This is a genomic window from Anaerococcus obesiensis ph10, assembly GCF_000311745.1.
Taxonomy (GTDB): Bacteria; Bacillota; Clostridia; order Tissierellales; family Peptoniphilaceae; genus Anaerococcus; species Anaerococcus vaginalis.
In genome coordinates, this window is the sequence record NZ_HE978532.1 from 132962 (window position 1) to 157527 (window position 24566).

Annotated in this window: 23 protein-coding genes and 2 pseudogenes; 7 read left to right on the top strand and 18 right to left on the bottom strand. The window is 28.3% G+C overall.

Annotation, left to right across the window (positions count from 1 at the left end):
• Window positions 1-65: 65 nt before the first annotated feature.
• Both HGAG_RS06710 and HGAG_RS06715 read left to right on the top strand, forming a co-directional pair.
• On the top strand, window positions 66-644 hold the full coding sequence (locus HGAG_RS06710; RefSeq protein ID WP_019118444.1) for a TetR/AcrR family transcriptional regulator: 579 nt from the start codon (window positions 66-68) through the stop codon (window positions 642-644).
• Between the two features lie 40 nt (window positions 645-684).
• Window positions 685-2013 (top strand): radical SAM/SPASM domain-containing protein, encoded by a 1329-nt coding sequence (locus tag HGAG_RS06715; RefSeq protein WP_019118445.1) that lies wholly within the window; start codon window positions 685-687, stop codon window positions 2011-2013.
• A gap of 171 nt (window positions 2014-2184) precedes the next feature.
• Here HGAG_RS06715 and HGAG_RS06720 read toward each other — a convergent pair whose 3' ends face one another.
• The 11 genes from HGAG_RS06720 to HGAG_RS11645 form a co-directional block, all read right to left on the bottom strand.
• Window positions 2185-2940: a DUF5104 domain-containing protein gene (locus HGAG_RS06720; protein ID WP_234287372.1), complete on the bottom strand. Its 756-nt coding sequence runs from the start codon at window positions 2938-2940 to the stop codon at window positions 2185-2187.
• 139 nt (window positions 2941-3079) lie between these two features.
• Entirely contained in the window at window positions 3080-3361 is a 282-nt protein-coding gene (locus HGAG_RS06725; protein ID WP_019118447.1) for a DUF6506 family protein, read from the bottom strand.
• 144 nt (window positions 3362-3505) lie between these two features.
• On the bottom strand, window positions 3506-4108 hold the full coding sequence (locus HGAG_RS06730; RefSeq protein ID WP_019118448.1) for a hypothetical protein: 603 nt from the start codon (window positions 4106-4108) through the stop codon (window positions 3506-3508).
• Window positions 4109-4626: 518 nt separating this feature from the next.
• Window positions 4627-4854 carry a S1 family serine peptidase gene (locus HGAG_RS06735; RefSeq protein ID WP_026074064.1) on the bottom strand — a complete coding sequence of 76 codons (228 nt, stop codon included), beginning with the start codon at window positions 4852-4854 and terminating at the stop codon, window positions 4627-4629.
• A complete protein-coding gene (locus tag HGAG_RS11755) occupies window positions 4829-5731 on the bottom strand; it encodes a YecA family protein (protein WP_019118449.1) in 903 nt (300 codons plus the stop codon). The genes HGAG_RS06735 and HGAG_RS11755 overlap by 26 nt, the downstream gene beginning before the upstream one ends.
• Before the next feature lie 116 nt (window positions 5732-5847).
• Complete coding sequence (locus tag HGAG_RS06745; protein ID WP_208853646.1) at window positions 5848-6075, bottom strand: hypothetical protein; 228 nt, start codon at window positions 6073-6075, stop codon at window positions 5848-5850.
• A 987-nt stretch (window positions 6076-7062) separates the two neighbouring features.
• Window positions 7063-10404, bottom strand: a complete 3342-nt coding sequence (locus HGAG_RS06750) for an Eco57I restriction-modification methylase domain-containing protein (protein WP_019118451.1) — start codon at window positions 10402-10404, stop codon at window positions 7063-7065.
• Between the two features lie 1540 nt (window positions 10405-11944).
• Window positions 11945-12646 carry an ATP-binding cassette domain-containing protein gene (locus HGAG_RS12110; protein ID WP_051008249.1) on the bottom strand — a complete coding sequence of 234 codons (702 nt, stop codon included), beginning with the start codon at window positions 12644-12646 and terminating at the stop codon, window positions 11945-11947.
• Window positions 12634-13467, bottom strand: a complete 834-nt coding sequence (locus tag HGAG_RS12115) for an ATP-binding cassette domain-containing protein (protein WP_051008250.1) — start codon at window positions 13465-13467, stop codon at window positions 12634-12636. Before HGAG_RS12115 ends, HGAG_RS12110 begins: the two co-directional genes overlap by 13 nt.
• An 810-nt stretch (window positions 13468-14277) precedes the next feature.
• Window positions 14278-15231 carry an Abi family protein gene (locus tag HGAG_RS06765; protein WP_019118452.1) on the bottom strand — a complete coding sequence of 318 codons (954 nt, stop codon included), beginning with the start codon at window positions 15229-15231 and terminating at the stop codon, window positions 14278-14280.
• Between the two features lie 289 nt (window positions 15232-15520).
• Window positions 15521-15676 carry a hypothetical protein gene (locus tag HGAG_RS11645; RefSeq protein ID WP_019118453.1) on the bottom strand — a complete coding sequence of 52 codons (156 nt, stop codon included), beginning with the start codon at window positions 15674-15676 and terminating at the stop codon, window positions 15521-15523.
• Between the two features lie 170 nt (window positions 15677-15846).
• Here HGAG_RS11645 and HGAG_RS06775 point away from each other — a divergent pair, with 170 nt between their 5' ends.
• From HGAG_RS06775 to HGAG_RS06795, 5 genes are all read left to right on the top strand, one after another.
• Complete coding sequence (locus HGAG_RS06775; RefSeq protein WP_019118454.1) at window positions 15847-16062, top strand: helix-turn-helix domain-containing protein; 216 nt, start codon at window positions 15847-15849, stop codon at window positions 16060-16062.
• Window positions 16043-16702 carry a response regulator transcription factor gene (locus HGAG_RS06780; protein ID WP_019118455.1) on the top strand — a complete coding sequence of 220 codons (660 nt, stop codon included), beginning with the start codon at window positions 16043-16045 and terminating at the stop codon, window positions 16700-16702. Before HGAG_RS06775 ends, HGAG_RS06780 begins: the two co-directional genes overlap by 20 nt.
• Complete coding sequence (locus HGAG_RS06785; protein ID WP_019118456.1) at window positions 16695-17672, top strand: sensor histidine kinase; 978 nt, start codon at window positions 16695-16697, stop codon at window positions 17670-17672. The genes HGAG_RS06780 and HGAG_RS06785 overlap by 8 nt, the downstream gene beginning before the upstream one ends.
• A gap of 98 nt (window positions 17673-17770) precedes the next feature.
• Window positions 17771-18460 (top strand): ABC transporter ATP-binding protein, encoded by a 690-nt coding sequence (locus tag HGAG_RS06790; protein WP_019118457.1) that lies wholly within the window; start codon window positions 17771-17773, stop codon window positions 18458-18460.
• Window positions 18447-20945 carry an FtsX-like permease family protein gene (locus HGAG_RS06795; RefSeq protein ID WP_019118458.1) on the top strand — a complete coding sequence of 833 codons (2499 nt, stop codon included), beginning with the start codon at window positions 18447-18449 and terminating at the stop codon, window positions 20943-20945. The genes HGAG_RS06790 and HGAG_RS06795 overlap by 14 nt, the downstream gene beginning before the upstream one ends.
• 48 nt (window positions 20946-20993) lie before the next feature.
• Here HGAG_RS06795 and HGAG_RS12120 read toward each other — a convergent pair.
• The 7 genes and pseudogenes from HGAG_RS12120 to HGAG_RS06830 form a co-directional block, all read right to left on the bottom strand.
• Window positions 20994-21209: pseudogene (locus HGAG_RS12120) on the bottom strand (hypothetical protein); the annotation flags it as partial.
• A gap of 1 nt (window position 21210) precedes the next feature.
• Window positions 21211-21549: pseudogene (locus HGAG_RS10790) on the bottom strand (plasmid mobilization protein); the annotation flags it as partial.
• Between the two features lie 75 nt (window positions 21550-21624).
• A complete protein-coding gene (locus HGAG_RS11360; protein WP_257877040.1) occupies window positions 21625-21813 on the bottom strand; it encodes a helix-turn-helix domain-containing protein in 189 nt (62 codons plus the stop codon).
• A 73-nt stretch (window positions 21814-21886) separates the two neighbouring features.
• Complete coding sequence (locus HGAG_RS06815; protein ID WP_019118461.1) at window positions 21887-23329, bottom strand: ApeA N-terminal domain 1-containing protein; 1443 nt, start codon at window positions 23327-23329, stop codon at window positions 21887-21889.
• A 9-nt stretch (window positions 23330-23338) separates the two neighbouring features.
• Window positions 23339-23782 (bottom strand): DUF4275 family protein, encoded by a 444-nt coding sequence (locus tag HGAG_RS06820; RefSeq protein ID WP_280101259.1) that lies wholly within the window; start codon window positions 23780-23782, stop codon window positions 23339-23341.
• A gap of 38 nt (window positions 23783-23820) precedes the next feature.
• The gene (locus HGAG_RS06825; protein ID WP_019034268.1) at window positions 23821-24069 is read right to left on the bottom strand and encodes a hypothetical protein; all 249 of its coding nucleotides are present in this window, start codon (window positions 24067-24069) and stop codon (window positions 23821-23823) included.
• A 6-nt stretch (window positions 24070-24075) separates the two neighbouring features.
• Window positions 24076-24438, bottom strand: coding sequence for a plasmid mobilization protein (locus tag HGAG_RS06830; protein WP_019118463.1), 363 nt, complete (start codon window positions 24436-24438; stop codon window positions 24076-24078).
• Window positions 24439-24566 lie beyond the last annotated feature (128 nt).

Below are 24566 nucleotides of genomic sequence, written 5' to 3' on the forward strand. Positions count from 1 at the left end.
ATATAATTGACAGCTAATGATTATTAGCCTATAATGGAATTAAGAAATATTTCTTAGGAGGTCTAATGAATACAAAAGAAAAAATTTTGTCAAAATCCTTGGATTTATTTTCCAAATATGGATATTCTGATATGTCTATGGAAAATCTTGCAAAAGAAGTTGGCATAAAAGCTCCTTCTATTTACAAACATTTCAAATCAAAAAAAGATATTTTTGATACTATCGTAAAAGATGCAATGATTAGAATAGACAATCAAATTGATGATGTGGATGATTACAAAATAATAAAAAATAATCAAAAAACACTAAATATAGAAAAATTATCTATAGATATTTTCAAATACTTACTCCACGATCCCTTTGTTTCAAAAGTTAGGAAAATGTTATCTATAGAAATGTACAAAAATCCACAAGCCATGCAATTTTATGTGGAAAAATTTATCGATAATCCAATGACAAAACAACAAGAAATTATAGATTATTACGGGCTAAGCAAATTTGCTGATTTGAAAGTTTTATCAACAATCTTTTATTCTCCAATTTTACTTGCAGTAAAATTATATGATGCAAATCCAGAAAAAGAAGATGAACTTATAGAACTATTAAAAAAATCCTACGAACAATTAGAAAAAATTATTATATGAAAATTTATTTTTATATTTCAAATAATAAAAAGGAGGAATTATGAATATAAACAATAAAGTCAAAACATACGGTGTAGAAAAAACTTTAAAATATGTTCACAAAGATCCAGAAAAAAATTTGAAAAAAGCAATTGATTTAGCAAAAAAAATTTCGCCAAATGATTATAGAACACAAATAGAAACAATAGATAAAGTAATAAAAGATCCAGAAGATGTTTACCATAAATACATATTAAATATGCTAAACACAATAGATCCTGAAGTGTTCGACAAAACAATTATAAATTTTCTATTAAATTCAGTCTTATTTAGTGAAGATTTAAAAAAAGAAAGTAGAAAAAAATATAAGTGTAATATTCCTTGGACAATTCTTCTAGATCCTACAACAGCCTGCAATTTAAAATGTAAGGGTTGCTGGGCAGCAGAATATGGAAATAGCCTAAATTTATCCTACGAACAAATTGATGATATAATTTGTCAAGGAAAAGAAGTAGGAATCTATTTTTACATTTTTACAGGCGGAGAACCACTTGTAAGAAAAAAAGATATAATAAAAATTTGCGAAAAACACAATGACTGTGAATTTTTGATTTTTACAAATTCAACCCTAATCGATGAAGAATTTATTGGCGAAATGCTTAGACTTAAAAATATAGTTCCAGCCATATCAGTCGAAGGAGAAGAATTTACAACCGATTCAAGAAGAGGCGATGGAGTTTATAATAAAGTTATAGAAAAAATGAATTTATTAAAAGAAAACAAACTTCCATTTGGAATATCATGTTGCTACACTTCCCAAAACTATAAGTCAATAATTAGCGAAGAATTTGTAGACGAAATGATAGAAAGAGGAGCCTTGTTTGCTTGGTACTTCCACTTTATGCCAGTAGGAAAAGGTACAGGCAAAGAACTATTACCAAAACCAGACCAAAGAAAACACGTTTACCATCAATTAAGGAAATTTAGGAAAACAAAACCATTATTTTTCTTAGATTTTCAAAATGATGCAGAATATATCGGAGGTTGCATTGCAGGAGGAAGAAATTACCTTCACATAAATGCAAATGGCGATTTAGAACCATGCGTATTTATCCATTATTCAGACTCAAATATAAAAGAAAAAACCCTAGTAGAAACTCTACAATCACCATTATTTATGGCATACCACGACGGACAACCATTTAACGAAAATATGCTAAGACCATGTCCAATGCTAGAAAATCCAAATTTATTAAGAGATATGGTGAAAAAATCAATGGCAAAATCCACAGATATACTAGAAAAAGAAAACGTAGACGATTTGTGCGACAAATGCGAAGACTACGCCAAAGATTGGAAGCCAGTCGCAGAAGAATTGTGGAATAAATAAACTCTAAAAATAAATCGAATTAGCAAAAATCCCTTTTATTAAAAGGCAATTAAAAAGTGCCTTAAAGGCACTTACAACTAAAAAATAAACAAATCCTCATGCAAAAATTTTAAAAGCCTAAAATTTGTATTTGAGGATTTGTTTTTATTTAAAACACATTCAAGAAAAAACTTAATCACTTTTTCCATCTTTCGAATAAATTGTCTCAAGTCTTTCATCTTCATTTACCACTTCCATTTTAATTATTTCATCTCCCGAAACATAGCAGATTACATAAGTTTTTTCACTTACCCCTTGCCTTATTTCAAAAACATTTTCATCTTCTAAGACCTCTCCATTAGCTTTTCCTATTTCTTTTAAAAGTTTTTTATAGTCAGTACTTTCTCTTATAAAATTTCTAAAAAAATCAACAGAAAGCTTCCTATCAACGGGCTCATATTCTCTTCTATTTCCATACAAAATCATAGTTTTGTAATCTTCACAAGCTTCTTTTTGCACATATATTCCATCTTTAGAATGCCAAAGGAAATATCCATCTTCGTAAGCATTTTTTGTCGACAAATCAATAATGTGAATCCCTTGATTTTTTGGATTATTTTTATCCGAAGTTACAACTTTCATATAAATAAAAAATTCTTCCTTACCCTTTTTCAACATCAAATCAGCATCCAGACACCAATAACTCTTATCTTGAATGCCTTGTGTACGAGTCAAAATATCATTCCTATCAAAATCGCTGGATCTAGCATTTACTTTATAAAATTTCAAAAAATCATTTAATTTCTTATCAAACTTATCCTTATTTCTTACATTTTCTGCAAACATCTTCTTTATAGCTTCCTTATCATTTTCATCAGCCGCACTAAGAAAATCCGTAAGAATGTTAGAAAAATCCTCATCATCAGAAGAAAATAAATAATCAGCCATAAAAGCTCTCCCACATCCAGATAAAAATATAGTAATAAATAAAAAAATTCCTATTATCCTTTTTTTAATCATTAAATTTCCCCAAATTATTCCTATAAAATTATATATCAATTGTTAAAAATTTCACTTAAAATAAAATTCAAGAAAAAATTTCATCAAACAAATCATTTTGGCAATCCAAATGTCCAACAAAGCCAACAGGAATTTTCCCGCAAGTTGCATCAATAATCTCCCTTGCACCACTTTCCCCAAAAGCCCCACAAAGCTCAATCACATCAGCAATCCCAATTAAAGATTTAGCAACCACTTTAGCCTCATCCAAATTTCTAACACCAATAATTTCAGCATTATCGTTTTTTCCAATGGCTTTCCTATCAACCTTTGAATCAAAAGGCCCTATAATTATATAAATAAATTTCATAATCCCTCTCTTACTGCAGTGTTTCTTTTGCAAACTTCCTAATATCTAAATTTATCATACATTTTCTAATGAAATATTCGTTAAAACTAATTATATTTTTCGAATATTTTTACTACCCAATTCTTATAAATTTTTCAATAAAGATCATTTTACTATAGTAGTTACAACAGAGATTAGAATTATCCCTATAATAGAAATTATCGGCCAATGATTTTTAAAAATATTATTTCCAGTATAAATTTTTCCTACTGATCTATAACCACTGATTATGTCTTTACTATTCATAGCTGAAATCATATCATCTGTAACTCCAGGAGTTACTTTTGTTATAGAATTTAATACATTTCTACTTGCAGCCGCTTCTTCTATGTCCAGCATATTCTGTAAAATCCATTCTTCAAATTCTGTACGTTCTCTGTTACAAAAATTAATGTATCTTGTCATCATTCCCACCTGAATTCTTCCAACAAAAAATACAATAAGCCCAATAACTAATGTAGCAACTGTAACAACAAGCATAAAAACCTCATCAACGTCACAAAACATTATTATAAAAGAAAGGATCCCCCCAAATAATAAGTCAATCCCCCAATTCGACAAATAGAATCCTCTTCGAAGTCTTTTAGTAACTTCTTCCGGAGAATAAACAATCTTATTTTCATCGAATTTCTTAAAAATACGAAAAATCAAATATGAAGGAATTCCTATAATAGCCAATGCTATAAGTAATAAAACAATGATTTCCATACAACTACTACCCCTTGTTAAAAATTATATTTATAATTATATTATATCATTCATTATAAAAATTCACATTTGTATTTTTTCAATATACAATACAAAAATTATTGTAAAACTGATATTTCCACCATTCCCCAACTTATTTTCTCTCTGTTGTTTTTACTTATAAAATGCTTATCTATTAAAAGTAAGACTATATTTATACAATAAAAAATTATATTTCAAACAAAAAAATGCAAGATGAATAATTCAATCTTGCATTTAATATCCGAAATACTGTAAGCTTTTGAAAAGAAACTAGGTTAATTTTAATGATTTTTAATCATCTTTCACCACGATAAACGTATATTTTTAGGTATTTCAATTTATCTTGTATCTTATTCCCGCTAGATATGCCTATTGATATTGTTTTGTATAAACGGTACAAAATAAGTGTTATTATTATATGTTTTAGTCTCATCATCCAGTTAATTACTGTTTATCTGATTTTTTTCAAGCATAAATTGATTTTTTCAGATCAAGATTTATATTTGTTTAAAATATTCATTTAATTTTGAGTATACTTTTTTCTTTGTCCTTACTCTATTAAAAATATATTCACTAAACTCCATTGCTGAAATTATTGCTATATCCGCTTCATAGAAAGTTGGGAAATAGCCACCATGAACAATTCTATTCCTCAATTTATAAGTATTATTATACCAATTATAAATTGGTGTTTCTTCTCTAGTTATATCCCATATCCCCCCCAATATATCTTGCTAATTGTTTTTTTACTATACTCATAAAGCTCTCATCCTCAATTTTATTTTCTATATCTAATTCACTCACACCTGAACAAATTAAAACTTCTCTATAAATGATTCTAATTAAAATCTCAATATTCGTCTGAATACTTATAACAGCCTCATCGTAGCATCCCTCTCTGAATTTCCTCCTAGCTTTTAAAACATACATTTCCGAATATATCAAAGGATTTGATTTTTCATTATAAATATTATAAATTCTGAGACACTCATAAATTTTTTCTTGCTTTAAACTTTCTTTTTTATATGGCACATTCATATTAAGCATAAATATACTTTTCTCATTTTTTATTTCCTCTAGATTTACTAAATTCATAAGTATTACAGGAAAGAGCATCTCTTTGGTCACTCTGAAGCAACTATCATCTTTTGTACAAACACCATAAGCTATAATTTGTTTGTTAAGCTCTTCTAATGAATAATCAAATAATTTATTATTTATTTCTTCATAAGTTTCTTCCTTGTATGTCTCAAAATTATAACTTATCGCAACAATAACAGAAGTATAATACTTTTTTACAGGTAAATCCTTATGTTCCACAATAATCTCTTCACGTTCATGTGTTTTATAAAAATAATGCAATATACAGTTTTCTTTTGTAAAATTAAATAAACTCTTATCTTCCAATGCTAATTGAAATGGCAAAGATATCTCAAATTCTAAAAATCTATTTATATCAAATTTAACATTTTTATAATGTGGCTTAATTTGGCTATAAAAAAAATCTTCTCCAATAAGAAAAGTTTTCTCATTTCCCAAACAACATTTTTTATATTTTTTCCCACTTCCACATGGGCAAGGATTATTTCTACCAATTTTCATAATTATTCCTCACATAATCACAATCCAACTTCCATAACGCTTTGATCCAATTCTTTATATCATTTTCTTTAAATGTAAAGATTTCAATGTCCTGTCGATAGCTCTCTTTGCTGCACCTATTTTTTTGAAAGTTGAATTGATTTAAATCTTGGATTTTCTATAAAAATTTCTATCACTTTCTTTTCAGTCTTATTCAATACGACACTAAAACCGACATTTTTATTGCCGATATAGCCAATTACTTTTTTCTCAAAAGGAATAGTACATCTAATATAGTTACTTCTAATTTCAAAAACGTCTTCCCCATATTTCTCTAAAAACTTCAACAATTTTGTAAATTCCAACCACAAGTCCATTATCTTTTATACCAATTAGAATTGTTCCTCATGTACCATTAGGGAAGATACTATTTCCTTTGTATTGTATCTTTATTTTTTCTTTTAGTTCCAATGTTTCTGAATCAATTTATCGGTTTATCGAAATCCTCATCTAATATAATTATTATATCAGATTTGCGATAAAGCTAGAATTCTAAACTAACAATTTATTGTCGTATTATATAATTATTTGCTAAATTAATTAATAATCTAATTTTACCAATTAATTTTAATCATTTTTTTATAAAGGCTATTTATGTTAGATATATCTATGAAATTATGTTAAACTTTTGCCATATACTCTTATTATAAAAACAAATGTAGGCTTAAAATTCAAAAATGAAAAATATTCTAATTTAGAATAATCTATAAAATAATATAAAACTAAGATTCTTAAAATAAAAACATGTACACAAAAAGACCGCAACTTTAAACTACGGTCTAATTTTTTGCCCTCAAGTAAAGTACTTGGAAGAATTATTTAGTTTATTCTTTTTTACAAATGTTCCCATTTTAATCCCAGTTACAGTTTTCGATTTTCTATAACCGTTGATTTAAGAGGCTCTATAATTTTTTTCTACTAACGAAAATCTCAGTTTCACTGCTTGCCGCGTACTGCGCTATTTTTCGGGTAAAACTCCCATTCTTCTTTTCCAAACGTACGATATATCCCAAACTATTCAAAATACTATATTCTATTTTTTAGAGTATCACCAAATCCATCTAATTATAGGACATTTTCAAATTTTTAGACCTATCCCAGTATCACTCAATCTATATATAATTAATATTTTCTATTTACAAAATTATACTTTCTAATTAACTTTTAAAATCATATATTATTTTACACATCCATAAGATATATAAAATTTATAAATATCTTTTGTAGTTTCTATTAAATATTTTATCCAGTATTTATTGTTTTCATTTCTTATTAACATATTTATAATTAAGTTAAACTTCTATTGAATAAAGCTGTAGGACAAGTAAATCTAATTTCTTTTCCAAACTCTCAATTATATTATATTTTGAAATTTGATTTTGTCTGTCAAGATGTAATTCACGTGATATATTAGAAATTTGAGCATGTACAAGATTATTACTATCAAATCTAGGTACTTTTATATTTTGTAATACATCTATCCCCCTATTAGTAGCTATTGCATATGCATCAATTATTCTAGAAATAACAGGTGAATTTAATATTCCTGATACATAATAAGCTTCTTCCATAGAATTACATTCAAGCATCAAAACTTTTGAATCTACCACAAAAGGACGGTCATAATCAAAATATAAATTTGTAACACTAGGTAAAGTATTATTAAATGTATCCACCGCTACCGCTGCAAAGTTTTTCGTTTGTTCTTTCCACAAGACTTTATATCTTGCAAAAGTATAAGAGCCAATATTGTCCAACCTATAAAAAGGTTGAATATCTGGATTAAAGAATTTACCGTTTTGTAAACGCGAAGCAAACAGAGGCTTTTCATAGACCTTTAAATATCTTAATGTTTTTGGTGCTCTTCGAGCTAAATCTTCTTCTTGAATTCCATATAAGTTTTCTAAGTCATGAGGTATCAGCATAAATTCAAATGATTTTACACGCCATTTTTCAATGTTCCTTCCACCAAGCATTGGATATATAAATTCTTGTTCAACTTTCGCTCTTCTTTCTCCGATATCTTTGATATCTTTTCTTCTTTGCCTTGAAAAATCACCAGATACAATTATTTTTTCGTTGTCTTGTTTAACAACATCTTTTAACACATACACACCTTTTGCACCTGCGGGTTCTACTCCTTTTCTGCCTCGATAAGGAGAAACTATATTAGAATTAGTAATAGTGTTTGCAATGCTATAAAAATCTTTTTCTACTGTTAACCATGCTGAAGTTTTATCACTTAGATCTATTGGCTGAGCAATTTGTTTACTGGAGAAAAACTTTGATTTCACCATACTCCATGTCGAGTGCGAATCTAATCGTTTCTTTCCATTTATCTGTATCCACCTTTTATAATTTTTAAACGGATAAGTCATTTCTGTGCCTTTTTTAAACACAGATAAAATTGTCGGTATCGTAAACAAATGCACATCTGAAAAGTCATTAACTATTTCGACTGAAAACGGAATGTTTTGATTATTCCTTGTAATTTCAAATTTTCTAAATCCTTGTCCTCCCTTAGCAGACTTTAAAAATGATGCTGGAAGAAGAAACGCTAATTTTCCACTATCTTTTAAATACTGGTCTATTGCAACATATACTACAGCCATCCCAAAATCATCATGAGTTGTTTTTTTATCATATGCATTTTTTTCAAATATCCCATAAGATAACCATACATCTAAAGTTCCTTTTCTATAAGCGTTTGACATAGATTTCCAAGCAATCCAAGGTGGATTTCCTACAACATAATCAAATTTATCATTTATGATTAACGGTGCAAAACTATTCTTCAAGATAATGGGCCAAAAACTATCATGTCCTTGCATATGAAGCATATATAGTTGTTCATATAATATGTAGACCATATCTTTGTATCTTTCTTCAAGTATATCATTACCAATTATTAAACCCCAGAAGACTTCGAATTTTCCGTGAGACTTTTCATGGATACACTCAGATAAGTATCCTAAAAATTGATTTGCTTTATTAATACTTTTAAACTTAGGTATCTTAAAATCTCCTACAGTTGTTTTAGTTAAAAGAGCTTCTCCATTATCTTCAGAATAGACTATAGGAGCTAAAACTGAATCGGCAATATAAATCGGAATATCAATTTCCTCTCCAATCCAATCATCGGGATTATAATTATATCCCGTAGAAAAATAAGCAGAAAAAATTGCTATAATGTAATTTGCTCTTGCAGCTACAACAGAGATAGGATTAATATCAAAACCAACTATATTTTCACATATTGTATTAATTTGAGATTTAGTAAAATATCCATTTTTATGATTAATTGCACGTTTTAGTGCTTGAATTATAAAATTCCCACTACCACATGTAGGGTCAACTATCTTCTTACTAATATCCATTCCTGTATAACCTACTTCATTCAATGTATGTTCAACAATCCAATCCGGCGAAAAGTATTCTCCCATTATATGTCGCATTTCATCAGGGATTAATCCCATATATAATTCTTCAAAAATATCTTGTAGATTTTCTGGTTTAAGAACAAAAGAAGTAAGATCGAACTTTTCAATTACTTTTAAAGTATCATTAACGACTTTTACATCATTATTCCCTTTAGAGAATACAAACCATTCGAGATAATGTGTTTCAAAAAAATTTCTAACTAATCTATTTTGTTCTTTATCTTCACCCATAAATAACCCCATAATTTCAGGTTTAGTCATAGTTTTGAAAGAATTAAAAGATGGATTTATCAAATCTGACAAAAATCTATTTATTAGTAATTTCAAGAAAATATTCATAAATGTTTGTAAAGAAAATAAAAACCATTTAGAGTTTATATCTTTTTCACTATCTATATTGTATAACTTCTTTATAGATGGAATAACTTCAGTAAATTCTGTTTCTTCAGATTCCTCTCCATATATCTTACCAAAAACATGATTCCATTCTTCATATAATGTTCTTGAACGAGGTGACAATTTAAAGGTATCATTGCTAAATACATATTCTTCTAAGTCAGAGTATAAATATTTAATACTTCTTTGTACAAATTTTTTATTAGGATTTATTTTATCTAGTAAATTATTTTTGGTTAAAGCAATTTTTTGATCTTGCTTGAAAAGTAAGATAAGGTAATACAACCCATCTTTAAAATTCATTCTGTCGTATTTAAAAGACAACTTATTTGATGTATAATCAAAAGCATAACGAGCAAATAAAAAAGTCTTTCCATCAAAACCTATCCCATAAACAGAGCTTAACTTTTTATCCTGAATTACTCTAGCATCAGATTCTTTCCATCCAGAAATTGATTTAATGTAGTGTTCTAATCCGTGATCTTCTTTTCCTGGTCTACCATAAAGTGCTTCGTCTACCCCAGATTGTTTATCAAATACTTCATATTTTTTAAACTCAAAAACCAAGTTTTCAAAACTTGCATCTGCTCTTCCACCCTTATAACAAGAAGTATTCAAATTTGGCTCACTATAATAATTATTTATAGCATCAGGATTAACCTCTTGAATAATCGGCTTAATAATATCCGAATAAGTTCTTATTTTAATATCATCTTCATTTTTTGCTGAACGAGGATTAAATCCATTTATTATTCTTTCTAATAAAATATCAGTCCTTAATTTTTGATTAGATTCCATTAGAATATTCCTTTCATATAAATTATATATTTATTATATAATATCTAACAAAACTAGTCAATAAATTTTATTGGTCATGTAAATAATAAAACCGTTAACGCTTATATTAAGCCATTTATAAATTAATTGATTTATAATTATTTTATTGGTCATTGAGTTCTGTGAAAGAATTATATTTGTCATTATGATTTTATCAAAGCAATTATTATTTTTACAAAAAATGTTGCGACATAAAGAATAAATTAATTAATATAGTATATTATATAACAAAATAAATTCAAAATTGAGTATTACGTTAATCTCAGCCCATTATTTTATATATTTATTCGTATACTTACTTATCTTTCTGGCGATAACATCTCCTTACTATGATTAAAAATATTTTTTATTAAATTGCTAATGAGTTCGAATATAATTTTTAAAAACATTCTATAATTAGACAATTTAATTTTAATAGTTTTTGATAATATGTAATAGTATTTAAAAGAGTAATAATAGATTGCAGATTAAACGGTTACATAAGTATTTTAAATTGCTTTCTGTATTTATTAATATTTTCTCTTAATACCCTCTTCTTCCAAAAACATACTATAATCTATTGTGCAGTAATCTTAGTTTTCTTATATCTTTTATCATATAGTTTTAACGGAATATATACATAATATGATTTATTCTATAGATATTTAATGAAGTATTCTTTCTTGCAGTAATTATCTATAATTTCTGAAGAATAAATCAACTTTTGACCATAATTATTGTAAAGAAACGTTACAAGCTTAGTACCGTAACACATGATATAATCTTAAATAATTCATCTTTGTATTAGAAATATAACTATAATTACAACTGTGAGGTAGCTTACTAGGATTTTAAAGATCCGAAATTGTCTTTTCATAAAGTAAATATTTTTAAAATAAAAGTATGTACATAAAAAGACCGTATCCTAAAACTACGGTCTAATTATTTTATCCAAATGTAAAGTCCTTGGAAGAATTATTTAGTTTATTCTTTTTTACTTCCAGTACCATTTGAGTACCAGTAGCCATTTTTCATTCTCTCCCTTTGAGCAAGTCACTATCATACTTGAAAATTACTAAGTAATTTTCAATCCCATTAGCGAATCAGAAGGGCAGCCATCTATCTATCTTTGCACTTCCTGCCAGATATCTGGAGCTTAAATAAATATTTATTAGATTAAGATCTTTTATACCAAGCCTAATTCTATAGACTTTTATAAGTTATTTTCTCACATCCACTTCAACCAGGATATGTAATAGTTAGTAGAAATACTCATATCAATCACATTAAAGATATTTTCAGGACACTTGATCTTTGATTTTATTTCTCAAAAAATACCTGTAGTGGATTCTAAGGATTTCGAGAATCTGACTACCATCCTCCTTCATCTACATATTTAAGTATCAAGAAACATAGTTTGCTTGATGATTCTCTATTTTTTCTAATATTATTTTACTTGCTATACTTGTTAAAGGCAGATTTGCTTAATCCTATTATCGCTAAATGCAAATAATCAAAATGATTACTTGACTCTTTTTAGCCCATGAGGACCTAGTTCATAGACCTTATCAAAAACTTCATCTATAAAATCCCTATAATGAGAAACGGCAATTATTGCTCCCTTATAATCTCTTAGAGCTTTGTTTATCTCAGGTTTAGATAGGGGTGATAGGTTTCTAGTTGGTTCATCTAGGATCAGAACTTCTGCCTTATCTAAATTCATTTTAGAGAAAAATAGTTTTGCTTTTTGCACTCCAGATAGGTCTGATATATTTCTATACATTTCTTCTCTTTTAAAGTTTAGGCTAGCTAGAAGATTTGAAGCTTTGGTATGATTATCTTTTATAAATGAATCAGATATATATTCTATAGCATTTATATCTTTTTTCTCATATTCAAAGTAAGACTGCGGCATATATCCTACTTTAAGATTTAAACTTTGGCATTGATCTTTTAATTTTTTCAAAAGTGTAGTCTTGCCAGCTCCATTTTTGCCAATGATACATATCTTTTCAGGACCTATTATTTTTAAGCTTATATCCTTAGCTAAGACCTTATCCCCTGCCCTTAGACTATCTAATTTGTAGTTTAGGATTTGCTTGCTATTAGCTATTTTTATACTATTATCAAAGAAAATATCTATAGGAGCTTCATAATCAGGTTTTTTTGTAAGCTTTGCTTCCTCTTTTTCTAGTCTTCTTCCAATAGATTTTACAGTATGCATTTTCTCCTTTGGCAACCTACCTTCCACATCATTTTTTGTATCTCTAATGTCATGCTGGACTGCATCGTGGACTCTCTATACCTGAATATTTTTTTATCAAATTCTTCTCTTTCTTTGCAAGCTCTATTTGTTTCCGAATCTATAAAGTTTTGTCTTTTTCTTATATATTCATCGTAAGTATTATTAGATACTGTATGTTTGGCCTCACTCCTTCTTCTAACTTGTTCTAGGTGTATTATCCTATTTGATATATTTGAAAGTAAATTTGTATCATGTGATACAAAGATATAGGGAATTTCTAAATCTTTCATAAAACTTTCAAGCCAAGATAACGATTCATAATCAAGATCATTGCTAGGCTCATCAAATAGGAAAATAGTTGGATTTTTTAATAGTTCAACTACTAAAATAAACTTTATTTTCTCACCACCAGAAAGCTCTCTCATTTTTATATCATTTGACAAAATATCAGCTGATAAGTTAAATTCTGCTAGGTATTTATAAAGTTTATTATTGTCTACCGGCTCTACATCTACTTTGCTAAAGAGATATTCATTAGCTGTCAAATCAAAATATTCTTCATCTAAACTTTGCGGTAAATACCCCACTATTTCATTTCCCAGATATATTTTTCCACTAACATCACAGTAATTCTTTACATCATCTATATTAACAATTGATTCTAAGAGTATAGACTTCCCATTACCTTCTTCACCTATAAGACCTACCTTATCACCCTCATTTAAGGTAAAATCAAAATCCTTTAGAATTATCCTATCATCTTCTATTAATTTTATAGTTAAATCTCTTATCTCTAACATAAATCCTCCTTAGGAGAAGCATGCCAGATCATAAATAAAATACAAAAAAGGCCTATCCACAAATAAGTGAATAGACCTTCTCCTCGTGTAAACAAAGCAATCTTATTCACAATATGGCATACTAAAACTAGCCTCAATAGGCTAAAAATAGTATCAAAATTTCCATATTGCTTATAAAATCACTATAAATTTACCTCCGTATGTATTTGTTGATGATAATATACTGGTATTATTTTATTGGTCAAATATTTGTTTTTAGCTTAGTTATCTTTCGATATTTTTTATAATAAAGTCTTTATCTTGTAAGTCACATATTTGACTATAAGTTTTGCCATGCGGCCTTATTGTCAATTATAAGTCATTATTTTTATTTGACGTAATACCAACACCCTTTATCCTATCAAAACTTACAAATTTTAAAATTGGACTTGATCCTAAGAAAATATTGAATCCATCTTTTCTGATACCCGAAAAAAACATTACGGTATAGATCAATAATACTGCCGAGATAACAATGGCATATCCCAAGACTGTATTATCTAGTCTATATCAGAAGCCACTAGCAAGTAAAGCAAATATAGCCGATATAAATCCAAATATCGGTTTCTTTTTTGTGTTTATTATATTATTTCTATGGATTATGAAATTATAGATTGTTGGGACTAGTAACATTAGAAAGACAATATATTCTATAATCATTTTCTACTTATCCATATTAGTATAGTATTGTGATTTTTACACATATATTTTATAGTTTTTCTTAGCACTCTCTAAAAACATTAAAGCTATCTGCTGGAGAACAGATGTTATTTATACTAAAAGTTGTAGATTAGAACGATTAATACCCATTATAGTAAGGACTTCCTCAAACGGAACTGTCTTAAATTCATTATCATAGCGATTTAAAATTCTTATTAACTCTGAATGAAATTTTTTAAAATATTTTTTATTTAATAAAATCTTTAGATATAGAATTGCTACTATGATTTTCCTATTATCATAATTATTATATCCCAAATAATTGGCAACGTTTGATACTCTTATATTTCCAAAGTCAGAATTGTAAAGTCTTTCATCATGAGCACACTTATTTCTTACTAAATTTACAATCTTTAATGCTGCGCTTATATCCTTACTATCAATTCTTAGTGTTGGTGCTGATTTATATTGTTTGTTAAATTTTTCAGAATAATATTTTGCAATAGTATTCTTATCTGAATCTTTTAATATACTATACAAATAAGATAAATTACCTACGGTAAGATAATTTACCAAAACCCAAAAAGGTACAGAGCCATGATTTTCTATGTAATGTTTTATAGCTCCGTCCTTACCAACTTTATTATGAATTGTTTTTGTTAAAATTGATATTTGTTGCAATACTTTTTTAGGGTTATCATCAACATAGTTTTTTATTTCTAAATAAGAATTCGGCTTACTATACTTTTTTGAAAACTCATGTGATAAAACTGTTTTGAATGAATTTTCAAAAATCAATATATATTTTAAGAACAGTATTCTTAATTCTCTATCAAATAAAAATAGTGCTTTCAATTCATTAAAATGGGTATTTTGTATATACTGTTCAGGAATTAAAGGTTCATTATTAGAATCTTTTTGTAGGAATAAGTCTTTATATCCATTTATAACATTATAATAATTTTCTTGCTCTAAAAATCTTTTTGGCTTACCGTCTGTAGGGACAGAAAGCCCTCTTTCTCTCAATATTTTTAATTGTTGATTATAAGTCTTATATTCTTTCACTCGCTCTCCTCATAAAAAAATGGCCAGGGCATCGTATGCTTCCTGACCTAATCTTATATTTATAATATATGACCAATAAATCTAATTGTCAAGTATCACAGTAAACTTTTAGGATAGTATATCTGCCTATCTTTATTAAACTCTTATCAAAACTTTTAAATCTTAAGGTTGTGCGCTCTCACTTAGTTCTCTGGATGCGCTTAAACCTTCGATTATTCACTTATATCAGAGATGAAAAATGCTTCGCATTTTCCACCCAAGATGGTGGGACTAACGAAAATCCCGTTTGCTACGCAAACTCTTTAGCTGCTACCGCAGCTGATTTTCGGATAAGTCGACCGAAATCAACAGTCGATTTACTTCCATTCTTCTTTTCCAAACGTACGATATATCCCAAACCATTCAAAATACTGCATTCTATTTTTTCTAATACCACTAAATCCATCTAATTATAGGACATTTTCAAATTTTTAGTCCCGTCCCAGTCCCAGTACCGGAGAATATAATGTATTATAAGAATCGACTTATTTAATGTACTTAGATTAAATCACTTATAAACATGGTATAATATTATAGAAATACTGTACAAAGTAGAAGATTAATTTGAGGTGAGTTATGGGATTTTCCTATGATAAATTATGGAAAAAATTAATAGATGAAAAGATGAATAAACTAGACTTACAAAAAGCCATAAAAACAACTCCTCATACCATAGCTAAAATGGGACGAGATGAGAATGTTAGTATGGAAATACTGAGTAGAATTTGTAGGTACTTTAAATGTGATATATCGGATATATTGGAGTATAGAATTGAAAATACTAATGATTGAAGATGACAGCACAATTGCTTTTGCTGTTAAAACTTACTTAAACAAACATAATATTGAAACTATTATTTATAACAAGCTTTCTCTGACAGAAAATCTTAATTTTAATGATTTTGATTTAATTCTTCTTGATGCTAATCTTCCAGATGGATCAGGCTTTAATTTTTTAAAATGGCTGAGAGGATTTTCTGACATTCCTGTAATAATGCTTACTGTAAAAAATGAAGATGAATATGTTATAAAAGGTCTTTCCCAAGGAGCAGATGACTATATTACAAAACCTTTTTCTCTCCCTGTCCTAAAGGCGAGAATAGACAATGTATTTAGCAGAAGAATAAAAAAGGTTGATGAGCTGACTTTTGAAAATTTATCTTTAGATCTTATATCAAAACAAGCTTCGATAGATGGAAAAGATTTAGACCTTAACTTAAAAGAGTTTGCTATATTGGAAATGCTTTTAGAAAATCAAAATATAAATTTACTAAGAGAACGAATTTTAGATTATGTTTGGGGTTATGATTTTTATGAAGTTAATGACAATACCCTAACTGTCACCATAAAAAGACTCAGATCTAAACTTGAAGATTATGGTAATCATATAAAAACAATAAGAGGAATAGGATATAGGTGGGACAATGAGTAAAAACAAAAATATTTTACTTGTATTAATTTTAAATTTATTGATGTCTTTGTTTGTAATTTATCTCAATCCAAGATTCGATATTCTAACACTTATTGGCTTTCTAGGTATAAATATAATTCTGTTTATAGTTATTTCAAAAATTGGAAAGGAAAAAGAGAAAGCTCTTGAGGATAAGATTAATAATATATTTAGCCTCCTCCATTCACTTGATATAGACTCGGATAATTATGAAATTATAGACGATGAATTTGGCAAACTCAGAGATGAGATTATTAAAATTATTATAGAAAACAAGAGAATAGCTGAAAATGCAGAGAAAAATAAGGAAACTTTAAGAGAATATACTGAAGACATTGCCCATCAAATAAAAACTCCGTTGACTGGATCACTATTATTGTTAGACCTATTAGAAGACGAAATTGATAATGTTTCAGAAGAATATATAGAAAGACTTATAGATAATTTACTTAGACTCCATAACTTATCTGACATTTTATTAAAATTGGCAGCCCTTGATTCTGGGACAATAGAAATGGCAAAAGATAGTATATCAGCTAGAGAGTTAGTTGAAGATATCATACGAAACCTAAAAGATTATTTTATAAAAGATAATATTGAAATTCCTCTTTATGGAGATGATTTTGATCTTATATGCGATAAGAAATGGACCTATGAAGCACTTTTCAATGTGATGAAAAATGGTATAGAAGCTACAGAAGGTAGACAGATAGAAATCCAACTTAAAGAAACAAATCTATATAAAAGTATTTTTGTAGAAGATTTTTCTAAAGGTTTGGATCGTGAAATGTTAGAAAAAGTTTTTAAACGTTTTTATAAGCTGGATCCAAATTCGAAAGGCTATGGAATCGGGCTTCCTATGGCAAAATCTGTAATGGAAAGACAAAATGGAGAGCTTTTATATCATAAGGGGAAAAAATCAAATGCCTTTGAACTGAGATTTTATAACTGATTAATTATGGCTGTGTAAATAAAGCACAGTCATTTTTTCTAGTCACTTTCCAGTCACTTAAGTCTAATATCATCTAAGAAAGATAAGGAGGACTAAATATGAATATTGTAAAAACAGTAGATTTAACAAAAACTTACAATAGTGGAGTAGAAGTACACGCTCTATCAAATGTGAATTTTGAAATGGAGAAAGGAGATCTTGTCGCCATTATTGGAGATAGCGGGTCAGGAAAGTCTACCTTGCTTCATCTATTAGCAGGAGTAGATACACCAACAAGTGGGGATATATTTATTCAAGATAAAAATATTACCAAGTTTAACAAAGACGAAATGACAGTATTTCGCAGAAGAAATATTGGAGTTGTCTACCAATTTTTTAATTTGATTCCAAATATCAACGTTCGAAAAAATATCCTACTTCCTCTTTTATTGGACAATAAAAAAGTAGATGAAGAATATTTAAAGGAAATTTTGTCAATATTAGGAATAGAAGGAAAACTTGATAGGTATCCAAAGCAGTTATCAGGCGGAGAACAACAAAGGGTTGCTATTGCTAGAAGTCTTATTACAAGACCTGCCATCATTCTAGCAGATGAGCCTACAGGAAATCTTGATAGAAAAAACTCAGAAGAAATCACAGGACTTTTCAGACTTATAAATAAAAGATTAAATTCTACAATTATGATCATTACTCATGATGAAAAAGTAGCAAATTCTTGTGATAAGGTCTATAGAATGGTAGATGGTAGGTTAAATTTCTTAGGAGATGGAACTTATGAAAATTATTAATGACCTAGCTGATGGAGCTGTAAAAGATAATAAGAAAGACAGTTTTGCTATTAAAATTTCCATACTTTTAGCAGTTATATTGCTAGGTACAGTTGTATTTATTGTAGGATCCTTAAAATATGACAAGTATAACTACGTAAGAAAAACTATTGGAGACTACCATGTAGCAATTACTGAAGTTGATGAAAAACTATATGATAAATTAATAAATGATACGGATATAGAAAAAATTTCTTTTAATAAAATCATAGAGACAGATTTAAATGCAAATATTTATGAAAATGGAAAATATAGCAACCTATTAACTGGCTATGAAATTAAAAAAGGAAGAAAACCTAATAACTCAAGCGAACTATTAGTGCCAGAAAGATTTTTAACAAAGAATAAAAATTATGATATAGGCTCTAAAATTACTGCAAGTGATAAAACTTATATTATAGTTGGAGTCTATGATGATTATGGATATTCTTTTGAAAAGTCTATGTTTCTTACTTTGGCTGATAGTGATAAAAAGATAGACTTATTAAAAAACAATGGAGGTTTAGAAGCCTTAATTTGGTATAAGCATCCAAGAGATACTTATACAAAGACTAGGGAAATTTTATCTACTATGAATATAGACGAGAAGTCTTCAATAGACATAGGAAGACTATCTTATAATACAGATATTTTAGAGTATAAGTTGATTTATCCTCAAGGAATATTTCCGCCTAAGTCAGTGATAAAATCTGCTGTAGAAGAGTATAGTGCGTATTTTTTTCTAGTTCTTCTATTTGCTTTTATTATCTATGGTGCATTTAACGTATGGAACAATAGGGATTTAAAAGAAATTGCCCTATTAAAAAGCACAGGTATGACTGCAAAACAAGTTAAAAAAATGATAAAAAAGAAAGCCTTTAAGCTATCTGCATTGCCAGTAGCCTTAGGTACACTTCTATCCTGGGTTTTCGCAAACTTATTAATGTATTTAATGTGGCTTAATAACTCAGTATCCTATAAGAATATGTCTGAGATAATTGGAGAAAGTTTTAAGGCACCAGATTTTCACCTAGTTTATTTAGATCCTACTTCTATTTTAATAATTATTTTATTATCGCTTTTGACAGTATATTTATCTGCGACAATCCCTGCTAGGAAAAGTGCAAAATTAAAGATAATAGAAGGTTTAAATGGGATTACAGAAAAAAATATAAAATTAGGAAAATCAAAAATAAATGGACCAATAGAAAAGACTTTAGCAAAAGATTATTACAGGTCTTATCGTTCAACCTATAGAATTATTGTAATTTCCATGGCTCTGTCTGCCTTTGTACTGACCACAGTCTTAGTTAGCCAGTCCTATAGAGCTTTGAATGAAAAATATAACTCTTATAAAAGTCCTTACAATTTTAATTCAAGTATTTACACTGATAAGAGTTTAGATGAACACTTATTATATGACTTGGAAAAAATTGAAGGAGCAAAAGACCTTCATTTATATCAAAGAAATGATACTAAGTTTTACCTTGACGAAAATAAAAATTTTATTTCTAAAGACTTAAAAGATTCTTTAGCTAGTGGAAAAATAGCAGAAGATAGACTATATGCTAGTATATACGCTTTAACAGATGAAGATTTTGAAAAGCTTTTAAAAGAAAATAACATCTCTCATGCATCTTATTTATTGCTTAATAAGATAAGAAAAGATAACAAAACTCCGTATGCCTTTAGTGAGTATATAAAAATTTCTGATAAGGGATCCGTAGATATTACTTTAAAATATAATGCAAATGGTAAGTCCATGCCTATAAAAATAGATTCAAGTATCGATGAAATGCCTTATAATATAGAAGCTTATAATGACAATCAAATATCTATCTTTACAAGTGAAAGTGCTATGAAAAAATTTATTGATGAATATGGAATAGATGAAGGCAACCCAGTTTATTATTACTTTGTAAAAATCAAAGCCGATAAAAACAAAGAAAAAGTTTTTGATGATGCTGAAAAAGTGATTTCAAATTATGTTCCAAAATCAGATCATGGAACTTCTACAGAAATTATAAAAGCTGCTATGAATAAAGAACAAATGAGAAATGAAAAACTATTAAATCTTGGCATACAAATCATTCTTATAACAATTGCTCTTTCCAACGCCTACAATAGTTTTAAAGGAAACCTTAGAGCAAGAGCCAATGATTTTAAACTTCTATCCACTACAGGTATGACAGAAAAACAAATGGAAAAGATGGTCTTTGGAGAAGGAAAAATATTGTTTAAAAATATTTTCTTAGCCTATATCTTTATGTTCATTATGGGAATTGCATTGAGAGCATATAGAAGCAACTATGAATTAGTATTTGCGGTAAAAGGTCTGATAACAAATATGAATTATATCCCTCTAATAGTAGTATTTGTATTTATGATTGTAGGAGTTTTACTAGCAATAAAAAGTGGATTTAAAACAATAAACGAAAACTCAGATAATACTTTCAAGAGTATATAAGAAAAAGGCTGTGAGCATTAAACTCATAGCCTTTTTTCTAGCACCAAACTTCCCTATAATAAAAAATCGTATTAGAATCCCATACAAAACTGAACTATTACTATCATTGTCTTCTCGCGTTTTCATAAACTGAATATGTACAGTAGATAGATAACATTTGAATGAAGATACCAAGATTTTTTCATCAGTTTTTTCAATCTTAGTAATGTAATCTATTGCCAAATTTAAAGTTGATTTTATTGGATGTGTTTTTATAATTACCATACTAATCACCAGAACTTTCTTTTGATTTATTAAGAAGTAGGGAATGGATCTGCCATATTTCTTTTGATAATTTTTCTATCTGATTATTCATAGATTCAATTTCATTTTTGTAAATAACACCAGTTGTATTAGTTGCTTTTGCAATCTGGTTTATGTTATTTGTTGCATTTGAAAGTAACAATTACAGGTTTCTAAATGGTTCTAAATCTACAACATAAATTTCTTTTTCTAATACACATTTTCTAAGAAAGTGAGACATAGTTTTGCAATTTGCAAGTTTCATTTTCTTTTCAAAAATTTCTTTTTCTTCATCTGTTAAATATATTTTTAGTTGATTTTTAAATTTATTTTATACTATATGTCGCTTTTAAGTGTACAACCTATCAAATAAAAAAGAGAGTGTATCAGAATTTAATCATTCTGACACACCCTCTTCATTTATATAGCTAACAATATCTCCCTCATCACATTTAAGACTTTCACAAATTCTTGCTAAAACATCCATGCTAACAATCTCATTCTTACCTAACTTATGAAGAGTTGCTGAGGACATCCCTGTATCTAGTCTTAAGTCTTCTTTATACATTTTCTTCTCGTCAAGCAACTTTCAAAGTTTGCTGTAATAAAATGCCATATTTTTCTCTTTCATTGCTATATTATTATTCACGCTTTTTAACTCACAGTCTCTCTTTTATCTCATGAGTTCCTTCTTGTAAAAATTTAATATCATTAAGCCTGTTCATCTCTTCTACTGTTTTCTTCCTTAATTCGTCAGTAGAAAAACCTAGAATCTTTAGAATATGGAACTGTAGTAATATCCTTAGTTCAGCATTTACTAAAGGCAATTCTTCTCTTGAAAGTGCCTTCTCTTCTTTTTCGATATTATAATGAGTATAGTAATTTCTCGTATCTACTACCTTACTGATATATTCTACTTTATTGTAAGAACTAGGCCAGAAGGGTAATATTCCTTCAGCAAAAATTAAATCAGCCAAGCGACTTCTTAGATGTATCTTTTTACTATTTTGCTGATGCTCATCAAGTAAAAAATCGTGCCATTGATTCTGATTCTCATTACCCCTACCAAAATTATAAGTAATTTTTTCAACTCTAGTAATGTAATCTTTTACATCATCAGTGATAAATCTTGCATGAAAAGTCTCTAAAGCTTGAACCAAGTTTAAAAACAAGACTTCTGGTGCTGTAATTTTATTAGAAAAAACAGTAAAGTAAAGATCCAAGACTGGTTTAAGTTTAGAATATCTATTATTCCAATTTAAAAAAATATTTTGATCATTTATATCTCTTAAAGTAAAGATAAATTTGAACGGTCTAATACTTGCAGTAGATTTTTTCTCTCCCTTTCCAAACAACAAATCAGCTTTTAAAAAATGTTTAGTAACAGATCCATCTTTGTTTTCAAATTCTGAATATATTGTTGGGTGTTGATATTTAATATTCTCAATAACTACCTCATTATCAATACCAAGGCCTATAAGATACTGAATAGATAAAATATCATCTAGTATTTCATCAATCTCTTTAGGTTGATTATAAACAAAGTCTACAAGAACACTTTGACGTGCAATAATCTCCTTACTATATGAATTGCTTTCCATACTTCCCTGTACAGGATAAAATTTTATAAGTAAACCATCTCCAAATTTAAAATTAACAGGATCTTCATGTTCCCAAATCAAATTCACACCATAATTTGAGGAATAGTCCCAGTTATATTTGCACAATCTAGACCAATTTATTATCTCCCCAAAGTCAACGGTAACATTTGAAAACATTACCTCATCTTCAGACTTTATTTCTAGCCCCCAGAAAGCAAAATCAGAGTAAATAATTTGTTGTGTATATGATAATAGATATGTGTGCTCTTTACCCGTTTCACATTTATATAACAAAACTTTTGCTCCAGAAAATAAAGTGCCACATATATATGGAATCTTTCCTTTATAAGGTGGTCTAGGCATTGGATTACTATCACTGGCTGGAATAATTAATTCAAGAACAATAAAATTTTTATCCGAATCAATATGCAGTTCTCCTTGAAAAGTTTTCTCACTATCAAAAAATTTCCATGTTCCGCCATATTTTTGTATATTTCTCATCTAAGCCTCCTAAATATGATTCTCTGTATTAGAGCAAAAATAAGGTCCTAATTCTTCTTCATGCGTTTTTATATTTGTCCATGACCAATCGGAAGCGACAAGATATACCTCGTCATATCTATCGAGCATGTCTGCAGTAATTTCTTCAATGTTATTTTCAAAAACTTTATTTTCATCCCAAGGGAAAAAATAAATTGGACCTACTTTATTTACCTTGTCAAAAGTTTTTCTCGCTTCATTTCCGACCAAGTAACTTCCCTTATCAATTAAATCCAAAAAAGCATGCCATATAAAATTACCTGAATCTCTAACTCTAAAATCTAAATCTTTTTTAGAGACATCTTTTGTAAAATGTTTTATCCATTCTTTCTCAAAATTCATAGAGATACTCCGTAGCGTTTTCATCTTCAACTTACTAAAGATTATTATACCAGATAAAATCAAATTTCTCATTTAAAAAGGTGCCGTGTTTCTACGACACCTCGGTTTATTTATTCGATTTTATCAATCAAAGTTTCATTATTTCTAACAAAACTTTGATTAAACTTGAATAGTTCCTCTAACATATTTTTCATATCTGAGTGATAAACTTTCTCAAAATTCTCGTAACGATCTTGTACTTCCTGGAAGGTATCTCTCATGGCGTCTAGTTCCTTAATAAAATCCTCAATGCCTCCTAAACCTAAACATAATTCTCTTTCTTTTTCCAATAATCCTTGTTCATTCATATAAATTTTCATTCTTTCTTACTCCTGATATTCTTGTATTTTTTGAATTCTTTTTAATAATAAGCTGTGAATATCCCAGATTTCTTTGGATAACTTGTCTACGTCTTGCCTGATAGCCTGTATGTCATTTTTGTAAATAACACCAGTCATATTAGTAGCTTTTGCAATCTGGTTTATATTATTTGTTACATTTGAAAGTAACCATTGAAGATCTCTAAATGGTTCTAGGTCTACAATATAAATTTCTTTTTCTAATACACATTTTCTAAGAAAGTGGGACATTGTTTTGCAATTTGCAAGTTTCATTTTCTTTTCAAATATTTCTTTTTCGTCGTCTGTTAAATATATTTTAAGTTGATTTTTTCTTGTTCTATTATCCATAATTTTCTCCTTTGCTTATATCTTTTGGGGTCTTAGGGTTCTCCCTAACAAGGTAAAAATCATAAAATTAGATAGCCTTAAAAGCTATTGATTTTTTGATTTTTTCGTAAGTGGGTACTCACTTACTG

What these genes read in the sequence shown, in the direction of transcription:
- HGAG_RS06790 (WP_019118457.1), top strand. Translation starts at nt 17,771, where the DNA reads ATGAATATTGTAAAAACAGTAGATTTAACAAAAACTTACAATAGTGGA.
- HGAG_RS06775 (WP_019118454.1), top strand. Translation starts at nt 15,847, where the DNA reads ATGGGATTTTCCTATGATAAATTATGGAAAAAATTAATAGATGAAAAG.
- HGAG_RS06820 (WP_280101259.1), bottom strand. Translation starts at nt 23,782, where the DNA reads ATGAGAAATTTGATTTTATCTGGTATAATAATCTTTAGTAAGTTGAAG.
- HGAG_RS06730 (WP_019118448.1), bottom strand. Translation starts at nt 4,108, where the DNA reads ATGGAAATCATTGTTTTATTACTTATAGCATTGGCTATTATAGGAATT.
- HGAG_RS06785 (WP_019118456.1), top strand. Translation starts at nt 16,695, where the DNA reads ATGAGTAAAAACAAAAATATTTTACTTGTATTAATTTTAAATTTATTG.
- HGAG_RS06815 (WP_019118461.1), bottom strand. Translation starts at nt 23,329, where the DNA reads ATGAGAAATATACAAAAATATGGCGGAACATGGAAATTTTTTGATAGT.
- HGAG_RS06715 (WP_019118445.1), top strand. Translation starts at nt 685, where the DNA reads ATGAATATAAACAATAAAGTCAAAACATACGGTGTAGAAAAAACTTTA.
- HGAG_RS11755 (WP_019118449.1), bottom strand. Translation starts at nt 5,731, where the DNA reads ATGAAAATTGGTAGAAATAATCCTTGCCCATGTGGAAGTGGGAAAAAA.
- HGAG_RS06830 (WP_019118463.1), bottom strand. Translation starts at nt 24,438, where the DNA reads ATGGATAATAGAACAAGAAAAAATCAACTTAAAATATATTTAACAGAC.
- HGAG_RS06720 (WP_234287372.1), bottom strand. Translation starts at nt 2,940, where the DNA reads ATGGCTGATTATTTATTTTCTTCTGATGATGAGGATTTTTCTAACATT.
- HGAG_RS06825 (WP_019034268.1), bottom strand. Translation starts at nt 24,069, where the DNA reads ATGAAAATTTATATGAATGAACAAGGATTATTGGAAAAAGAAAGAGAA.
- HGAG_RS06710 (WP_019118444.1), top strand. Translation starts at nt 66, where the DNA reads ATGAATACAAAAGAAAAAATTTTGTCAAAATCCTTGGATTTATTTTCC.
- HGAG_RS06725 (WP_019118447.1), bottom strand. Translation starts at nt 3,361, where the DNA reads ATGAAATTTATTTATATAATTATAGGGCCTTTTGATTCAAAGGTTGAT.
- HGAG_RS12115 (WP_051008250.1), bottom strand. Translation starts at nt 13,467, where the DNA reads ATGTTAGAGATAAGAGATTTAACTATAAAATTAATAGAAGATGATAGG.
- HGAG_RS11645 (WP_019118453.1), bottom strand. Translation starts at nt 15,676, where the DNA reads ATGGATTTAGTGGTATTAGAAAAAATAGAATGCAGTATTTTGAATGGT.
- HGAG_RS06795 (WP_019118458.1), top strand. Translation starts at nt 18,447, where the DNA reads ATGAAAATTATTAATGACCTAGCTGATGGAGCTGTAAAAGATAATAAG.
- HGAG_RS06750 (WP_019118451.1), bottom strand. Translation starts at nt 10,404, where the DNA reads ATGGAATCTAATCAAAAATTAAGGACTGATATTTTATTAGAAAGAATA.
- HGAG_RS12110 (WP_051008249.1), bottom strand. Translation starts at nt 12,646, where the DNA reads ATGCATACTGTAAAATCTATTGGAAGAAGACTAGAAAAAGAGGAAGCA.